General features: G+C 42.9%; 15 protein-coding genes. 4 read left to right on the top strand and 11 right to left on the bottom strand.

The window, feature by feature from the left end; genetic code table 11:
• Positions 1 to 43: 43 nt before the first annotated feature.
• The 5 genes from JGK16_RS11985 to JGK16_RS11965 form a co-directional block, all read right to left on the bottom strand.
• Positions 44 to 1,636: a methyl-accepting chemotaxis protein gene (locus JGK16_RS11985; protein WP_293190600.1), complete on the bottom strand. Its 1,593-nt coding sequence runs from the start codon at positions 1,634 to 1,636 to the stop codon at positions 44 to 46.
• The gene (locus tag JGK16_RS11980) at positions 1,629 to 3,263 is read right to left on the bottom strand and encodes a CHASE3 domain-containing protein (protein WP_293190601.1); all 1,635 of its coding nucleotides are present in this window, start codon (positions 3,261 to 3,263) and stop codon (positions 1,629 to 1,631) included. The genes JGK16_RS11985 and JGK16_RS11980 overlap by 8 nt, the downstream gene beginning before the upstream one ends.
• A 92-nt stretch (positions 3,264 to 3,355) precedes the next feature.
• Complete coding sequence (locus JGK16_RS11975) at positions 3,356 to 5,110, bottom strand: methyl-accepting chemotaxis protein (protein ID WP_293183944.1); 1,755 nt, start codon at positions 5,108 to 5,110, stop codon at positions 3,356 to 3,358.
• Between the two features lie 169 nt (positions 5,111 to 5,279).
• Entirely contained in the window at positions 5,280 to 6,608 is a 1,329-nt protein-coding gene (locus JGK16_RS11970) for a protein-glutamate O-methyltransferase CheR (RefSeq protein ID WP_293190602.1), read from the bottom strand.
• A gap of 284 nt (positions 6,609 to 6,892) precedes the next feature.
• Positions 6,893 to 7,378, bottom strand: a complete 486-nt coding sequence (locus tag JGK16_RS11965) for a chemotaxis protein CheW (RefSeq protein ID WP_325315537.1) — start codon at positions 7,376 to 7,378, stop codon at positions 6,893 to 6,895.
• A gap of 144 nt (positions 7,379 to 7,522) precedes the next feature.
• Between JGK16_RS11965 and JGK16_RS11960 the strand changes: the two genes are divergently transcribed.
• The 3 genes from JGK16_RS11960 to JGK16_RS11950 all read left to right on the top strand — a co-directional run bounded on the left by JGK16_RS11960 (position 7,523) and on the right by JGK16_RS11950 (position 9,422).
• Complete coding sequence (locus JGK16_RS11960) at positions 7,523 to 7,867, top strand: BON domain-containing protein (protein WP_293126189.1); 345 nt, start codon at positions 7,523 to 7,525, stop codon at positions 7,865 to 7,867.
• A gap of 348 nt (positions 7,868 to 8,215) precedes the next feature.
• On the top strand, positions 8,216 to 8,587 hold the full coding sequence (locus tag JGK16_RS11955; RefSeq protein ID WP_293190603.1) for a DUF4278 domain-containing protein: 372 nt from the start codon (positions 8,216 to 8,218) through the stop codon (positions 8,585 to 8,587).
• Between the two features lie 184 nt (positions 8,588 to 8,771).
• Positions 8,772 to 9,422 (top strand): RNA ligase family protein, encoded by a 651-nt coding sequence (locus tag JGK16_RS11950; RefSeq protein ID WP_293183938.1) that lies wholly within the window; start codon positions 8,772 to 8,774, stop codon positions 9,420 to 9,422.
• A gap of 143 nt (positions 9,423 to 9,565) precedes the next feature.
• On the opposite strand, the gene JGK16_RS11945 is transcribed toward JGK16_RS11950, so the two are convergent.
• From JGK16_RS11945 to JGK16_RS11925, 5 genes are all read right to left on the bottom strand, one after another.
• Positions 9,566 to 9,802 (bottom strand): DUF4070 domain-containing protein, encoded by a 237-nt coding sequence (locus JGK16_RS11945; protein ID WP_293183936.1) that lies wholly within the window; start codon positions 9,800 to 9,802, stop codon positions 9,566 to 9,568.
• A 99-nt stretch (positions 9,803 to 9,901) separates the two neighbouring features.
• The gene (locus JGK16_RS11940) at positions 9,902 to 10,657 is read right to left on the bottom strand and encodes a hypothetical protein (protein WP_293183934.1); all 756 of its coding nucleotides are present in this window, start codon (positions 10,655 to 10,657) and stop codon (positions 9,902 to 9,904) included.
• Between the two features lies 1 nt (position 10,658).
• Positions 10,659 to 11,801 (bottom strand): AAA family ATPase, encoded by a 1,143-nt coding sequence (locus JGK16_RS11935; RefSeq protein ID WP_293183932.1) that lies wholly within the window; start codon positions 11,799 to 11,801, stop codon positions 10,659 to 10,661.
• Positions 11,802 to 11,939: 138 nt separating this feature from the next.
• Positions 11,940 to 13,121, bottom strand: a complete 1,182-nt coding sequence (locus tag JGK16_RS11930; RefSeq protein ID WP_293183930.1) for an RtcB family protein — start codon at positions 13,119 to 13,121, stop codon at positions 11,940 to 11,942.
• A gap of 247 nt (positions 13,122 to 13,368) precedes the next feature.
• Positions 13,369 to 13,755 carry a DUF2358 domain-containing protein gene (locus JGK16_RS11925; RefSeq protein ID WP_293190604.1) on the bottom strand — a complete coding sequence of 129 codons (387 nt, stop codon included), beginning with the start codon at positions 13,753 to 13,755 and terminating at the stop codon, positions 13,369 to 13,371.
• A 163-nt stretch (positions 13,756 to 13,918) separates the two neighbouring features.
• Here JGK16_RS11925 and JGK16_RS11920 point away from each other — a divergent pair, with 163 nt between their 5' ends.
• A complete protein-coding gene (locus JGK16_RS11920; RefSeq protein WP_293190605.1) occupies positions 13,919 to 14,533 on the top strand; it encodes a glutathione S-transferase N-terminal domain-containing protein in 615 nt (204 codons plus the stop codon).
• A 225-nt stretch (positions 14,534 to 14,758) separates the two neighbouring features.
• Here the strand turns inward: JGK16_RS11920 and JGK16_RS11915 are convergent, their stop codons facing one another.
• Positions 14,759 to 16,183, bottom strand: coding sequence for an NADP-dependent isocitrate dehydrogenase (locus tag JGK16_RS11915; RefSeq protein WP_293183923.1), 1,425 nt, complete (start codon positions 16,181 to 16,183; stop codon positions 14,759 to 14,761).
• Positions 16,184 to 16,284: the final 101 nt, after the last annotated feature.

Genomic DNA, 16,284 nt, shown 5'->3' with positions numbered 1-16,284 from the left:
TCTGACTAGCTAAAAAAACCGACTCGATCCGCCGACTCCCTATTTACTTTAAAAACGCTAGCATTTCGTGGCGTAAACCGAGTGTAGCATCATTAACTTGCCCGATCGCCCCATTGATATCCCGGAGCGCCGACGCAGTTTGCGAAGAAGCCTCACTCAACTGCACCATCGCCTCGCTAATTTGCACAGCACCCTGAGACTGTGCATCCATCCCCTCATTCACCTCTTCAAAACGCGGAGTCAAAGCTTGCACCCGCTGGATAATCGATTCCAACTGCAAACTAATAGTTTGCACATCTTCCACCCCGCGGCGCACCTCATTAGTAAACTTATCCATTTCCATCACGCCAACACCCACCGCAGACTGCATTTCTTTAACCATATTTTCAATATCCAAAGTAGCCACCGCCGTTTGATCTGCCAGTCGGCGAATTTCCCTAGCCACCACCGCAAAACCCAACCCGTACTCTCCCGCTTTTTCCGCTTCAATAGCCGCGTTGAGCGAAAGCAAATTAGTTTGATCTGCCACCTTCGTAATCGTCGTGATAATACTGTTAATATTATTAGCTTTTTCGCTAATAACTCCCAATTTACCCGAGATCGCACTGGTAGAATCTGCTAATTTATTCATCGTGGATTCCATGCGACCAATTTCTTGTTTACCGCCGCCGGCAGATTGAGCAGCTTGGTGGGACATCTCCGAAACTTCATCCATTGTCCTCGCCAGTTGCATAGCAGTAGCAGCAATTTCTTTAGCCGTGGCTACTACTTCATTAGTCGAAGCCACTTGTTGATTCATCGTCGCTTCCAATTCCTTGCCGGAGGAGGCAATTTGGTTCGTAGATCCACTAATTCTGAGGCCCGACAGATCTATTTGATTTTCCAGAGTTTGGGATACCGCGCTCGTGAGAAACAGTCCAAACAGTCCAGCCGTTAGCGGCCCGAGAATCATGCCCAAAATTACCCAGAATGTGGTTTGACTAATATCGTTTTTAGACTGCTGTTTAGCTAGTTGTCCCGTTGTTTCATTGATTTTGAGGTCTTCCAATATTAAGTTAGTAGCTGATTCAAACGAGGGTCGATTCGCTTTGGCGCGATCGCTCAATTGATTGTAAAACGCCCCAGCCCTTCTAGCAGCCTCGATATCGGGCGACTTAGTATTCCCTTGGCCAATCAGTTCGATCTGCCTTTTAAATGGGTTGAGAATTCCTAAACTCTCAAATCTTTTATTTAAATCTAAAAAAGCTTCGTGATTTTTCTTCCAGATATCCCATTTAGCCTGCAATTCTTTGTATATCTTATCTTCCTCCGCAGTTCTGGATGTGGTTTCATACTCTTTGAAACCCTCATTAATCTGCTCCCAAGCTTTCTGAATTCTCGTCAACTCACTTCTCCTTTCCTCTGGGCTGAGTTCCAGATCCAGTAAAGCCCGTTCCGACGACTCAATTTGCGTTTGTCCTTCATTAACTTTCCACAATCCACTAACGCTCGGCAGGCTATTACTAGCTAGCGTATCAATATGTCCACCCAGCCGAGAAGTGCCGCTCCAACCAATACAAGCCACAGCTAAAACAATCACAGCTAGAAAAATAAATGCAGCATTCAGGCGCTTTTTAAAACTGATATTTTTAAACATTTTCTACATCCTTATTGCTTACTTTAAACCGATAAATTTCTTGACGCAAACCTTGAGATGCCTCATTTAATTGAGAGATAGCACCGTTAATTTCGCGCAATGCGCCCGCCGTTTGCGACGACGATTGACTCAGATACACCATCACCTCGCTAATTTGCTGAGCGCCTTCCGATTGAGCCTCCATACTCTGATTTACCACTGAAAAACGCGGAGTGATAGCCTGCACCTGCTCGATAATTTCAGTCAGTTGCCAGCTCACACTTTCCACATCCTCAACGCTATCATTTACTTCTTCAGTAAACTTGTTCATTTCCGTCACCCCAGTAGAAACTGCTGCCTGCATTTCTTTAACCATTTTTTCAATATCTAAAGTAGCAACAGCAGTTTGATCGGCTAAACGCCGAATTTCTCTAGCAACTACAGCAAAACCCATACCATATTTTCCTGCTTTTTCTGCTTCTATGGCAGCATTCAAAGAAAGTAAATTAGTTTGGTCAGCTACCTTGGTTATTGTAATAATAATTCGACTAATATTATTAGCTTTTTCGCTGATGTTGCTAAGTTGGCTAGAAATAGAAGTTGTGGCGGTTGATAATTCCCGCATGGTATTTTCCATGTGGCTTAAATTCCGCTGACCGCCCTCTGCTGCTATTGTGGTAGTTTGGAAGGTAGAAGTAATTCCCTGCATTGCTTGCTTCAGTTGTCGAGAAGTAGCAGCTATCTCTTTTGTAGTAGCTTCCACCTCTCTAATCGAAGCTGCTTGTTTGGCGATTACTTCCTCCAATTCCTTGCCTGAGGCAGCAATTTCATGAGAGGAAGCAGTTACTTGAAGACCAGAATTTTGTACTTGCCCGATCAAGGAACTTAGGCTTTGAGTCATGCTTTGGAATCCGGCGAGTAGTTTGCCAACTTCTCCCTGATAATTTGCTGAAATATTGGCAGTTAAATTGCCCGCCGATACCTCTTCTGCAACTTTTACTGCTATTCCCAAGGATTGCGCGATATTCCGGATAATTACCCAAGAAATTAACACCCCAACTCCGACAATAATCAAAGTGCTCGCCCCAGCAAAGTAAGTTGAAAAAATTTCAGCTTCCTGGGCGAATTTCTTTCTTTCATCCAAGAATCGATTTTCAGTTTCTTTGATTTCTGTGATTTTACCCCTCAACTTCGCCATAATTTCTAGTCCTGTTCCAGCACTTACTATTTTTTTTACCTCCTCTTCTCGACCAGATTTGCGGAGTTGAATAGTTTTTTCTAAATAATCGATTCTTTCTCTAATCAGGATTTGCAATTGACCGAGTTTTTCTTGTTGTGTCGGATTTTTCATCTTCTCTCTCAACTCTGCTAGTTGCACGTTAATGCTTGCATTTGCTTCATTGTATGGCTCTAAAAAATTCTCTTTTCCCGTGTACAGATAGCCGCGCTGACCAGTCTCAGCTTCCAGCAAAAGCATATCTAACTGTGCCAATTCTTGCAAAATTTTATGGCTCGAAGTAACGTTATCTAAAGACTTAACTAAAGTATTTTTAGTGTGTTGTGATACAATATTTGCTATAAGTATTAACGTAAAGATTGTACCAAACCCCCTCCACAAAATTTGTTGAATAGTTGACTTCTTCTGCACTGAATTTACCTCTTTTTTGCCTGCTACAAATAATGAATAAAATTTGATATTTTAGAGTTTAGATACTGACGAATATTGGGTGTGAGTAACTATCAATTGACTTTGAATCGCGAAATTTCGTGGCGCATCCCCTGGGCTGCTTCGTTCAAAAGGCCGATCGCACTATTGATTTCCCGCAAAGCATCAGCCGTTTGCAGGGAAGTTTCGGCCAACTGCGCCATAGTTTCGCTAATTTGCTGAGCTCCTTCCGATTGAGCTTCCATGCCTCTATTTACCGAATCGAAGCGGGGAGTGAGAGATTGTACTTGCTGAATAATTTCGGCTAATTGCACGCCGATGTTACGAATATCTTCCATCCCTTTGCTGACTTCATGGGAGAATTTATCCATTTCCATCACCCCAGTAGAAACGGCTGACTGCATCTCTTTAACCATGTTTTCAATATCGAGTGTGGCAACGGCTGTTTGGTCGGCTAGGCGGCGAATTTCGCGGGCGACGACGGCAAAACCCATGCCGTATTCTCCGGCTTTTTCGGCTTCGATCGCTGCATTTAAGGAAAGTAAATTAGTTTGATCGGCTACTTTTGTAATCGTGGTAACAATGCTGTTGATATTGTTGGCTTTTTCGCTAATGATTCCGAGTTTGTTAGAGATAGAAATGGTAGCATTTCCCAAGACTTTCATGGTATTCTCCATGCGAACTAACTCTTTTTGACCTGTGCTAGCTTCGCGGGCAGTTGACTCTGCCATGTGGGAAACTTCATCCATCGTTTTTACGAGTTTACCACTGGTGGCTGCGATTTCTTTGGCAGTAGCTACAACTTCGTTGGTGGATGCTGCTTGTTCGTTGACTGTGGCTTCTAATTGTTTGCCAGAAGCGGCTATTTGGGTGGCTGATGAAGTGATTTGTATGCCCGATGTTTGCACTTGTTTGATTAATCCGGCCAAACCGCGATTCATGCTGCGGAAGGAGTTCTCCAATTTGCTAATTTCGTCTTTGGTGTCGCTGACATGAACTTCTCCTGTTAAATCGCCGATCGACATTTTCTCTGCTACATCCACCACTCCGGCAATTTTAGCCCCTAACGGTTTGGCGATCGTATTGCTAAAGTACAGTCCAAACAGTACGGCCGTTAAAGGGCCCAGCAGCGTGCCTAAAATCACCCAGAACCGAGTTTGACTGATATCTTCGGTGGCAGCTTTGCCTGAGTCTGCTGCTAATTGGCGATCGTAGTTCAGGAGTTCCAGCATTCCCTCTGTCGCAGCTTGAAATGTAATTACTTTCTCGTTCAAAGCTTTGTCGTTCATTCTGTTAAGCACCTCAACTGCTGATGCAGCAGTTGCTAGTTCAGGTGATTTAGTTTTACCCTGTTTGAGCAAATCAATTTGGATTTGCCGGGGATTGACAATGCCTATTCTTTCATATTCTTTATTGAGTTCTTGGAATTCTTTGTGAGCCTCAGTCCACTTTTGCCACAGCGGTTTAAATTTTTGATAAAGTTTGTCTTCTTCCTCGTTGCGCCCAAGTTTATCGTACTCTTGAAAACCTTGATTTATCTGATTCCAAGCATTATTTATTCTCGCGATTTCTCGGCGTCTTTGGTCAGCATTGATTGCTTCGTTGAGCAGCATCCGATCGGAAGACTGCACCTGTGTTTGTCCTTCGTTGATTTTCCACAAAGCGACGGTGCTGGGATAAGCATCGTTGGCGATCGATTTCAGGTGCCCGGATAGCCGAAAATTTCCGCTGGCGCCGACTAAAGCTACAACAAGCACGATCGCCCCCATGAACACAAACGCAGCGATCATGCGTCTTTGCAAAGTCATATGCTTAAAAATATTGTCCATGCTTCGATTCTCAGTTATTACCAGAAAGAATTGGTTGAAAGCCTCTCCCTTTGAGGGAGAAATTAAACTCAGACTATTAATTACTCCAATCCTCTTCCTTGTAGGTAGAGGTCGCCCTCAACTGTCAACTGTCAACTATCAACTGTCAACTGTCAACTGAATTCTTAGGCTATTTTTCCATTCGCTGAATGCGCCGGCGGACGATCGCAGCACCGGCAATATCTCCTCGCTCTTCTTTGAGCAAAGCTAGGTGAATTAGTCCTTCATAGTGATCCGGCTTGAGGTAAGTTGCTTTTTGGAAAGATTGCTCAGCTTGTTGGCGATCGCCCCTTGCTTGATAAACTTGGCCCAATAAGACGTAAGCATCAGCATTCGTGGGATTTTGACTGAGGTAAGTTTCGCACAGTTTGGCTGCTTCCTGCAATTGTCCGCGATCGGCCAAACGTCGCGCTGCGTCTAAATCCGCACTCGCAGACTTAGCAGGATCTGGTGGTGGGGCGATCGCCCGAATTGGCAAAATCCCCGAATTCTCATTCTCTCTCGGATATTTTTGATGGGAAGTAGAGGATTTACTGTTAATACTTGGCAACTGATCGTTGCGAAGATTTTCCCTATTTCCCGCGTGTTTAAACTCTCGAACAATCCGCGAATAACTGATATTAGTCGGCTCTTTTTTGACCTGAACTTGCGGGCTGTATGGAATATCTGTTTTGCGGTAAGCAAATGCTAGGGAATGACGCACCGAGACAAATTGAGGAGGCAGTTTCTGCCCGCTTTCTGAGTGACCCAAAAATAATATTCCTGTTTTGTTTAACAATCGATTTAACAGTTGAATGGTCTGATTTCTGCCTGTTTGATCGAAATAAATTAACACATTGCGACAAAAAATTGCATCGTAAGGAAGTTGGTTAGATAAAAAATAGCTATCTAGAATATTACCCTGAATAAAATTAACTTTCCTTCTCACCAAGTCGTTCAACTGATAAAGATCTCCCGGCACCGGAGTAAAATAGCGATCGCGAAAATCCAAGTTTTTGTCGCGGAAAGAGTTTCTGCCGTAAACTGCGCGCTGGGCTTTTTTGAGAGCAACTTTGCTGATGTCTGCCGCATCGATGCTGAAGTTGATCGGATTTAAACCAGCGTCTAGTAGGGCGATCGCGATCGAGTAAGGTTCCTCTCCCGTCGAACAAGGAAGGCTCAACACGCGCAGGGTTTTGCCGGGATTTTGTGGAAACCATTCCGAAAGCGCGTAGCGGCTCAAAAAAACAAAAGGTTCGCGATCGCGAAAAAACCAAGTTTCCGGTATCACGACAGCTTCGATTAATTCTTCCAATTCTGGAGCGGATGTTTGCAATTTTGTCAAGTAAATACTGATATCCGTTAAACTGCAATCTTCCATCCGACGGTTAACGGCTCTAGTAATTGTATTAGACCCAATAGTCAGGGCATCTAAACCAATTTTTTGTCTGAGTAGAGCTTCAATTGCTACTTGTGTCATTGATTTTAGCTCGTATGACAGTTGACAGTTGACAGTTGACAGTTGACAGTTGACAGTTGACAGTTGACAGTTGACCAATTACCAATTACCAATTACCAATTACCAATTACCAATTACCAATTACCCATTGCCAATGACTAATGACCAATTACCCATTGCCAATGACTAATGACTAATGACCAATTACCCATTGCCAATGACCAATAACCAATAACCAATAACCAATAACCAATAACCAATAACCAATAACCAATAACCAATAACCAATGACCAATGACTAAATCTCAGTCTTCCTGCTGGGGAAGCAGATAAGTTTTTTGGGATTCAGGCAGCAGATGTTCTACCCTGACAAATTGAATCATACCGCGATCGTCTGCAATCATTTCTCCCAAATAAGGAGTGCTGTCAATCTTAATGCCGGGACTAACAAATTCGGTTTCTGGTTTGTCGAGAGTTTCTGTCACCCGTTCCGCCATCAGCCCTAAAATTAGGGGGCCGTGCAAACTGTGGTTGTTCCCCTCAGAAGTATTGGGAAACTGGCAATTGACTAAGACAATGCGCGTGCTCAAGTAAGCGCGGGCGGCCGTCCCCTGTATCATTTGGCACAAATCAATGACCGGGACGAGATGTCCTCGGTAGTTAAACAAGCCGGGAATGTATTCCGGCGCGTTGTGGAGTTTTTTCAAGGTGACAGTGGGAACTACTTCGACTACGCGCCTGCTATCGAGGGCATAGCGATCGTCCCCGACATAAAAAAGTAACATCAACATAGGGATACCATTGGAGATTTTAGATTCTGAAAGTCGGTCGAAAAAGCATTTTCAGAAATTTCGCTTAGTTTTGCAACAATTACGATTCTTTTGGAATTCTAGAGCTATCTTGGAAAAAGTGTATTTTCTGGAGACTCAACTTCTATGGGTTGGTTTAAAAGACTGTTTGGAATGGAAAAGCCTGAAGAGCAGGCTCAACCGATGGCAGAAGTAGTACAGCAAGCTGCCGAAGCACAATCGATTGCTCCTGCTAAAGTCGGCCCAGACGGAAATTTTGACGAAAGCGGCCTGGCGAAGCGGGTGGCCTTGGCTTTTGACGGCGATTCAGAAGTTGCTGATATCGAGACTGTTTGGGTTGCTCAGCTCAGCGGCACGGTTGTTCTCAAGGGTCAAGTTCCCAGTCAGGAAGTTCTTGACAAGTTGGTGGCCATTGCCTCTGCTGAAGAGGGTGCGACGGGCGTGCAAACCGATCAAGTGACAGTCGGGTAGTTCTTCGGATCTCAATCAGTTTCGTTCTGAGTACGATCGAATTAGTCAAAGCTCGATTAAACCCGCTATGGCGGGTTTTTTCCTGCCTTCTCACCCTCAAAATATTAATTTTTGTAAATAAGCGCGCTTTACTTAAAAAACAGTATAATTGAATACAGAAACTAAATAAGTTTTAGGTAACAAAAAGCAAACCTGACCTGACCCCGCCCAAAAACGGGTACAAGCCGGGACACTCATGAGGGTCGATCGCAAAATTTTAGACGAAAGTCCCAGCTACCAGATTCATCTGTGAAGTAAACCTCAAATCGACTGACGATCGTTTTTATCTCAATATAAGGATCGAAAAATATGAAACTCACTTATCGCGGTGCCAACTACGAGTACGACATTCCGACAGTGGATATGATCGAAGGGGAAGTCGCGGGCAAATATCGGGGTCAAGACTGGAACTATCGGTATCCGAGACACCTAGCTGTCCCCAAAAAATACGGCGGTATCAACTCTACCACAAAGCGAGATTTTCAAGCCCAGCAGCAGGTCACAACAGTTGGCGCAGCTTGCGCGGCGGTTGAATCTGCACCAACTGCTGCGGATTTGGCGCAAGTTCACCGGGTGCATATTTGCAATATTCTCGATCGGCGGAAACAAGTAGCCACAGCCAAAGGTGATGAAAGATTACTGCGCTTGCTAGAAAGAGAGTGGCAGCAAATGGCCTGTTAGGAAATAGCTTGGGAAAATTACAATCCCCGGTTCAATAACCAAAAAATAGGTTTGTAGTGAGGACTTCAGTCCGCATAAATCCAAAAACTCGCATTCCTCACTACCAAAACCTCGATCGCGCTTAACTAACCGAAGATAATATAAACTACGATCTTAAATTCAGCATCAAAAGCAAGTCAAGAAAGTGACAAAAATCCAACTTGCCTATCCCAAAATTCCCGACAGCAAAAACGCTCCATTAGATAAGTGCACAGCCTTTGAAAAGTACGATGGCACTAATCTGCATTGGGTTTGGGAACAGCAACTGGGCTGGTATGCGTTTGGAACACGTCGCGACAGATTTGATTTAGACGATCGGGGAATTGCAGAATTTAACGCTGCACATCCGGGTTTGGAGGAAGCGCCGCAGATTTTCGTCAGAGACTTCGCGAAATCTCTGGAAGTTGTATTTCAGGCGAACCCAGAATATCACAGCCCAGAAATCACGGTATTTACAGAGTTTTTTGGTGCTAGCTCATTTGCAGGAATGCACAAACAGGAGGAACCCAAAAATTTGGTGCTGTTAGACGTGCAGGGCGATCGAGGTATTGTCGATCCAGAGCAATTCCTTCGAGATTTCAGTTTAGTAAACATTGCCAGAGTTGTGTATCGCGGAAAGTTGACAGGCAAATTTATCGATGAAGTCCGTCAAGGAAAATACGGTGTAGCCGAAGGAGTTGTTTGTAAAGGAAAGGATAAGGCTAACAGTATCTGGATGGTCAAGATTAAAACTATGGCTTACATGAAAAAACTGCAACAAGCGTTTAAAAATGATTGGGAGACATATTGGGAATAAAATAGCGTTCGATCGATACCACGATTTTGTAGGGCGGGTTCGCCAAGATATCCAGCACAAATCCGAAATCTTGTCAACCCGCCCCGCCTCGATCGAGATCTGACGATCGCTAAATCGAACACGATCTCAAGGGCGAAACCGATTTAAACAATTGAAACTGGTTCCAGCACTTTTTGCTGTTTTGGGCGATCGATGGTTTCTAGCTGTTGCAGCAGTTGCGCTTTCACTTCATGACGGTAATTAAAGAAATGTTCGCCTAGGCCTAAAACAGTCATGTAATCGTAGAATAGACGAGGTTTAATCAGAGCGATCGCCATCATTTGCCACCAGAAACGAAACCGCGTCGAACGCATGACACCCTGACGCCAACAAACAGCCAAAAAATAGAACTTAATTGGGGCAATACTTAAGTGGATAAAAGCCCACTATAATAATTAAATACTCACATCGAAACGGCTAAAATATAAAGAGATAATGTATTATTTATTTAATTGCCCCTTGATTTTTAAACAAAAACTTATAAAATCTTGAAAATTCAGTAAATGATCTGAATTTGCCTCAACTCTTGCGATGAGTTGTTTAAGATAATATTCTTCTTGCACTTCTCTCGGTCTAGGTTTACTATAAGATAAATGCGTTTTTGAAGCCAAACTACGTTCTTTAAAAATTCCTCTAAGATAACCTTCATGAAACAGAGCTTTTGTTTTATATCCGAAAATTTCCTTTGTATTTTCCGCATTTTGGACAAATTCGCTCGCTAAATCTTCAGGATTATCTTGACAGACATCAAAATATTTAATATATTGCTTCAAAATTTCATTATGTTGTGGATTTCTCACAAAAAATTTTCGATTTCCTAAAAACCAAGTTTCCAGACAAACTTTCTGCACAATAACTTCGAGTTGACAATTTACCGGTAGAGATTGAAAAGGTTTATCTTTTAATTCCGACTTAATTTGCTCATCAGCTTCCGCTTGTTTCTCCGAAACTGTAAAACGATCTGCGTCTGTGAATAAAACCAAGTAATTATATTGAGGAAATAGGTTTATTTCTTGGATAGCATTAGCAGTAACTCTATAGCAACTAGGAACGCCCATATCACTTTCGTAATAATAATTATTCTGAATTACCGCATCAAAACTATCCACTTCCGTCAACTCTGGAAGCAGCACAGATAACCACTTTTTATAAACAATCGGTTCTGTCTTTCCTTCAAATACAAAATACAAATTCATACTACGATTGTTTTTCGAGAATTTTGTTTAACTGAATAAATGCGTCTTGTTTAGATTTACCTAGATGATAATCCGAGGCATTACAGGTTCTAATGTGTCCGCCTTGTCGAGTAACAATTTTCCAATATTCATAGGGAATATTATTTATAATATAAGGGTGATGACTTGTGGCAATAAATTGCAAGGTTTTATTTTCATGAATCAGGTCATCAGTTAAGATATCAATACAATTAATTCCTAAGCTATTCTCAAATTCATCAATCAATATTACCGAACCTTCATTTGAGAGAAAAATTTCGCCAAGATGAATAATTGTACGTAACATACCCGAAGACATCCTATCTTCCCTAATCCATTTAGGCACAGATTTCTCTTTGATAGAAATAACAGGGACAAATATATCAGCAAATCCTTTGAACAAGTCGTCTGTTTTAAAAGGCTCAACTCTGACATCTTCGATTTGTTGAAAAACATCAATGAATCTTGACTTAATTGCTTCAAAAATATCTAACTTATTTTCATAAATCAGATATAGCTTAGTTCTAATATCCTCATCGCTATTTACTATGCTCTGTAAGGTTTGATATTTGTTTTTAATCGAGTGCAAAGATTGCTTTGAGCTTCTAAGACGCAGACCGTTGATTGTATGGTCGCGATATTCTATTTTATTTAGAGCATCAAAAGCTTCTTTTATAACAGTTTCTTCTTTTAATAAATACATCATTGATTGATGTGAAGAAAGCTTTGGTATTTGGCTATTTTTGAATTTTATATCCTCTTTATTCCGCTCAAATAATACCTCATTTTTTGAAATCAGTTTTTCATGAATAAATGATGGTTTTTCATTTTCATCTGGGTTTTCTTTTTCAGGATCGTCAAAATTTAGTTCATTGGTTTCAACAGTATCAAAACCACCTTCCCAAATAAATTCAGTGCCGTTTACAGTAGAAAATATGATTTTCCATTCCAATCCATTGATAGCTTTTCCATTGGCTATACGTTTTAAATCGATAATTCCACGCAAGATTTGGGTTTTGCCTGCACCTGATATGCCAACTAAAAGAGTTAAATTGGATGAAAATTTAATTTCATCAAAATCCCAACCCAAAAAATGATTTTTTAATTGGAGTGAAATAATTTTCATAAGTTAATTCTTTTTGTTCAAATTGCTAAAAATATTTAAATTGTTGCAGTTGAGCAATATTGTAGCATGGAAGAAAGAGGAGACGATCGCAAAACTTCAACCCTAAAATAGGCTGAAAATCTCTCCCCACTTCCCCCATCAACCCTTGACACAAACTACCTGCTTCAGAGTCGCCACAACTTCCACCAAATCCGACTGCTGACTCATCACCTCCTCAATCGGCTTATAAGCCCCCGGAATTTCATCTAAAAATTCCTCATTTTTTCGACACTCAACCCCATCAGTTTGCCGCACAAAATCATCGAGAGTGAATACATTCTTCGCCTTACTGCGAGACATCAATCGCCCCGCACCGTGAGAACAAGAACAGTAACTTTCCACATTTCCCTTACCTTTAACAATAAAAGATTTCGCCCCCATCGAACCAGGAATAATCCCCAAATCGTCAACTTGCGCGCGCACAGCACCTTTGCGAGTCACATACACATCTTCCCCAAAATGCACCTCTTTTTCCGCATAATTGTGGTGGCAATTCACCTGCAACAGCGGCTTCGTAACTTTGCCACCCGCGAGATGCTTTTCCACAATTTTCTTAAACCGATTCATCATGATATCGCGATTAAAACTCGCATAATCCTGTGCCCACTGCAAATCGTGCCAATAAGCAGCAAACTCCGGCGTACCCGCTACAAAATAAGCTAAATCTTTGTCAGCCAAACTAATTTCTGCGAGTTTAGCTAAGTCTTTGGCAGTGTCGATGTGGTGTTGGGCTAGCAGATTGCCGATACCGCGCGAACCAGAGTGCAGCATCAGCCAAACCGAGTTTTCGGTGTCAACGCAAACCTCAATAAAATGATTGCCGCCGCCGAGGGAACCTAACTGTTTTAAAGCTTTATTATCTTGGTGCTGGACTCCTTGATGCAGTTCCTTGAAATCGCCCCATCTTTGCCAGTTGGTGACAGATTTTTCGACTTCTTTGTTTTCTGCAAATCCGACGGGAATTGCTGCTTCGATATCGAGGCGAATTTGTTTGAGTTTGCCTTCTAATTTGTTGGCGCTGAATGGCATTTTTACGGCCATCATCCCGCAACCAATATCCACGCCCACAGCAGCAGGAATAATTGCTTCTTTTGTGGCAATTACTGAACCGACTAAAGCTCCTTTTCCTAAATGTACGTCGGGCATTAATGCGACGTGTTTGAATACAAAGGGCAAAGATGCTACATTGGTTGCCATCTTGGTCTCTTTGTCGCCCAGGGCGTGATTTGCCCAGGATAATACTGGTTTTGGGGTGGATATTTCTAATTTTTCGTAGGGCATTTTTGTTTAAATATATTTAACTCGATCTACTGTGTAGTATATTTGTAGCACAAATATCGGCTAAGGTCAATAGCCCGATCGCCCAAAACGCGGTTTTCAACCAAAAAACTTACTTCAAACCTCGAATATCCGTTAAAAACCCCGATCGCAGGCAGAAAGTTTGTAGTGAGGACTTCAGTCCTCCAAAAGAGCGCCCTACAAGCTCAACCCGCTCGCAGTGCACACCCTACAGGCTACTTACAGGCGGTTATTTGTCGATCGCAAATATTAGTTGTTTCAGCACATCCAACCGCGAACAGTTCCAGTAATCGATGTGGGAAACGATTAAACCGTCGCCGTTAACCTTCAGTTCGCTTCTACCCGCGATCGCCATTTTCGGTTTCCAAGGTAGAGGCGCGATCCAACTCAGAGTCCAGCGAGTTTGTACAGTATCTCCAGACTGAGAAATATCGTGCAAGTCGAGTTTAATCTGTTGAAAAAAAGTTCCCATAAACCCGATCATTTTTCGGTAGCGATCGACTCCAGTAAATCGATTTACTGGGTCTTCAAAATAAACATCTTTTGCATAAATGCTGTAAGTCTGATTTTCAGGAAATCTGCGGTAGTCATCTTTAAGAATTTCCAGAATATTCATTATTATTAATCATACGCCTTAAATCACTATAATATAATCATACCAAAAAATAGGGTTTCCCATCCGGGTTCCCAGGATTCCCCAAGTTTTTAGAACAGGGTATAAATTCCAGTCTTAAAAACCTTGTCCTCAACTGTCAACTGTCAACTATCAACTGTCAATTATGATCGACCTCTACACTTTTACCACACCGAACGGCCGCAAAGTCTCGATCATGCTCGAAGAAATAGGTTTACCCTACAACGTGCACGTCATAGACATCAGCAAAAACGACCAATTTAGCCCGGAATTCATCGCCATCAACCCCAACAGCAAAATACCCGCTATAGTCGATCGCGATAACAGCATTACAGTCTTCGAGTCAGGCGCCATCCTGATCTATCTAGCCGAAAAAGCAGGCCAATTTCTGCCCACAGACAAACACAAATACTTTCAAGTCATGGAGTGGCTGATGTTTCAAATGGCCAGCGTCGGGCCAATGTTCGGACAACTAAACCACTTCAGACGTTTTGCACCCGAACAAATTCCCTATGCAATTCAACGCTACGAAAAAGAAACCCTGCGACTCTACGGAGTCTTAGATTCTCAACTAGCAAAATACGAATACATTTGCGGCGAATATTCGATCGCGGATATCGCGACTTATCCGTGGGTGGCTATTTACGAATTTCAAGGATTAACCCTCGACAACCATCCCCACCTCAAACGTTGGGTAGAAAACTTGCAGAAGCGTCCCGCCGTTGAGCGCGGTATGGCTGTTCCAGCTATACAAAAATAGCACTTTTTGTAGCGGGCTAGGAGCAACGCCCCACAATCAAATATTCTGGTTTTGGGCGGGCTAGAAGCCCACCCCACAATCAAATATTCTGGTTTTGGGCGGGCTAGAAGCCCACCCCACAATCAAATATTCTGGTTTTGGGCGGGCTAGAAGCCCACCCCACAATCAACTTCACTCTTTCTTTGTGGAACGGGCTTCTAGCCCGTTCAAAAAAATCCCTCAAACCTAATCAGCAAAGTGCTTAATAATCGCTTCAGCAAACTCCGAACACTTTAACTCAGGTACAGGCGGTTCCATTAACCTTGCCAAATCGTAGGTAACTTCACCGTTAGAAATTGCCGCGCCCAAACCCTTCTTAATCAAATCTGCGGCTTCCTGCCATCCCATATATTCTAACATCATCACCCCCGACAAAATCAGGGAACCGGGATTAACTCGATCGAGACCGGCGTGTTTCGGTGCAGTACCGTGAGTCGCCTCAAAAACAGCACATTCATCACCAATATTCGCACCGGGGCCCATGCCCAATCCGCCGACAATTGCTGCGGCAGCATCTGACAAATAATCGCCGTTTAAATTCATGGTTGCCAAAATTGAATATTCGGCTGGTCGAGTTTGAATTTGTTGGAAAATACTGTCAGCAATCCGGTCATTGACCATGATTTTTTCTTTCCACTTTCCGCTACCGTGACTTTCCCAAATTGCGGACAGAACATCGGCAACTTCTTTACAAATTACTGCTTGTTTTTCCGGAGTCAAAGCATCGTAGCCCGGATCTATTTGGCGGGCATTTTCTTCTAAGCTAATCTCGGAATTGTGCTCTTTGTTGCCGAGAATCCAGGACTCTCTTTCTGTTACGCAATCAGCACGAAATTCGGTGGTTGCCAACTCGTAACCCCAATCTCGGAAACCTCCTTCGGTGTATTTCATGATGTTGCCTTTGTGCACCAAGGTTACTTGCTGCTTATCTTTTGGCAACCGCAAAGCGTGGGTAATTGCCCGCCGCACTAAACGCTGAGAACCACTTTTGCTAATTGGTTTAATGCCGATCGCAGAATCGAGGCGTATTTGTTTTTTGCCGTGTTCTGGCGTTGCAGGAATTAACTCATTGTTGAGGTATTCAATTAGTTTGTTACCGATTTCGCTGCCTTGTTTCCATTCAATTCCCAGGTATATATCTTCTGTATTTTCCCGGTAAATAATTACATCTAGCAGTTCGGGAGTTTTGTGCAGCGATGGGGTGCCATCGTAATATTTGCAGGGCCGCACGCAGGCGTAGAGGTCAAATATTTGGCGCAATGCTACGTTGAGCGATCGAATTCCGCCACCTACTGGGGTTGTCAGCGGGCCTTTGATGGCGACGCCGTACTCTTTGATGGCATCTAGGGAATCTTGGGGTAAATACTGGTAAGTACCGTAGACATCGCAGGCTTCGTCGCCTACGTAAATCTTGAACCAGTTGATTTTCCGCTGGCCTCCGTAAGCCTTTTCTACGGCAGTATCCATGACTTTCTGGGATGCTGGCCAGAGGTCTACGCCCGTACCGTCACCGCGTATGAAGGGGATAATTGGGTCGTTGGGGACGATCGGCGAACCGTCTTTGAATGTAATTTTAGAACCAGTTGTGGGGGCTACAATCTTTTCGTACATATCTTAACAGTGCGGATAGCAATTCTCCTTATTTTGCCACGATTATCTGTCTAAACCTCAAATTTTTCTAAATAATTGCCAAAAATTTGGATGACTTTATT

The organism is Microcoleus sp. PH2017_09_SFU_O_A, from assembly GCF_020738625.1.
Lineage (GTDB): Bacteria > Cyanobacteriota > Cyanobacteriia > Cyanobacteriales > Microcoleaceae > Microcoleus.
This window is presented reverse-complemented; position numbering and strand designations above follow the sequence as displayed.

Coding starts and splice junctions, on each gene's coding strand:
- JGK16_RS11985 (WP_293190600.1), bottom strand. CDS start 1,636: ATGTTTAAAAATATCAGTTTTAAAAAGCGCCTGAATGCTGCATTTATT.
- JGK16_RS11975 (WP_293183944.1), bottom strand. CDS start 5,110: ATGGACAATATTTTTAAGCATATGACTTTGCAAAGACGCATGATCGCT.
- JGK16_RS11970 (WP_293190602.1), bottom strand. CDS start 6,608: ATGACACAAGTAGCAATTGAAGCTCTACTCAGACAAAAAATTGGTTTA.
- JGK16_RS11965 (WP_325315537.1), bottom strand. CDS start 7,378: ATGTTGATGTTACTTTTTTATGTCGGGGACGATCGCTATGCCCTCGAT.
- JGK16_RS11960 (WP_293126189.1), top strand. CDS start 7,523: ATGGGTTGGTTTAAAAGACTGTTTGGAATGGAAAAGCCTGAAGAGCAG.
- JGK16_RS11955 (WP_293190603.1), top strand. CDS start 8,216: ATGAAACTCACTTATCGCGGTGCCAACTACGAGTACGACATTCCGACA.
- JGK16_RS11940 (WP_293183934.1), bottom strand. CDS start 10,657: ATGAATTTGTATTTTGTATTTGAAGGAAAGACAGAACCGATTGTTTAT.
- JGK16_RS11935 (WP_293183932.1), bottom strand. CDS start 11,801: ATGAAAATTATTTCACTCCAATTAAAAAATCATTTTTTGGGTTGGGAT.
- JGK16_RS11930 (WP_293183930.1), bottom strand. CDS start 13,121: ATGCCCTACGAAAAATTAGAAATATCCACCCCAAAACCAGTATTATCC.
- JGK16_RS11925 (WP_293190604.1), bottom strand. CDS start 13,755: ATGAATATTCTGGAAATTCTTAAAGATGACTACCGCAGATTTCCTGAA.
- JGK16_RS11920 (WP_293190605.1), top strand. CDS start 13,919: ATGATCGACCTCTACACTTTTACCACACCGAACGGCCGCAAAGTCTCG.
- JGK16_RS11915 (WP_293183923.1), bottom strand. CDS start 16,183: ATGTACGAAAAGATTGTAGCCCCCACAACTGGTTCTAAAATTACATTC.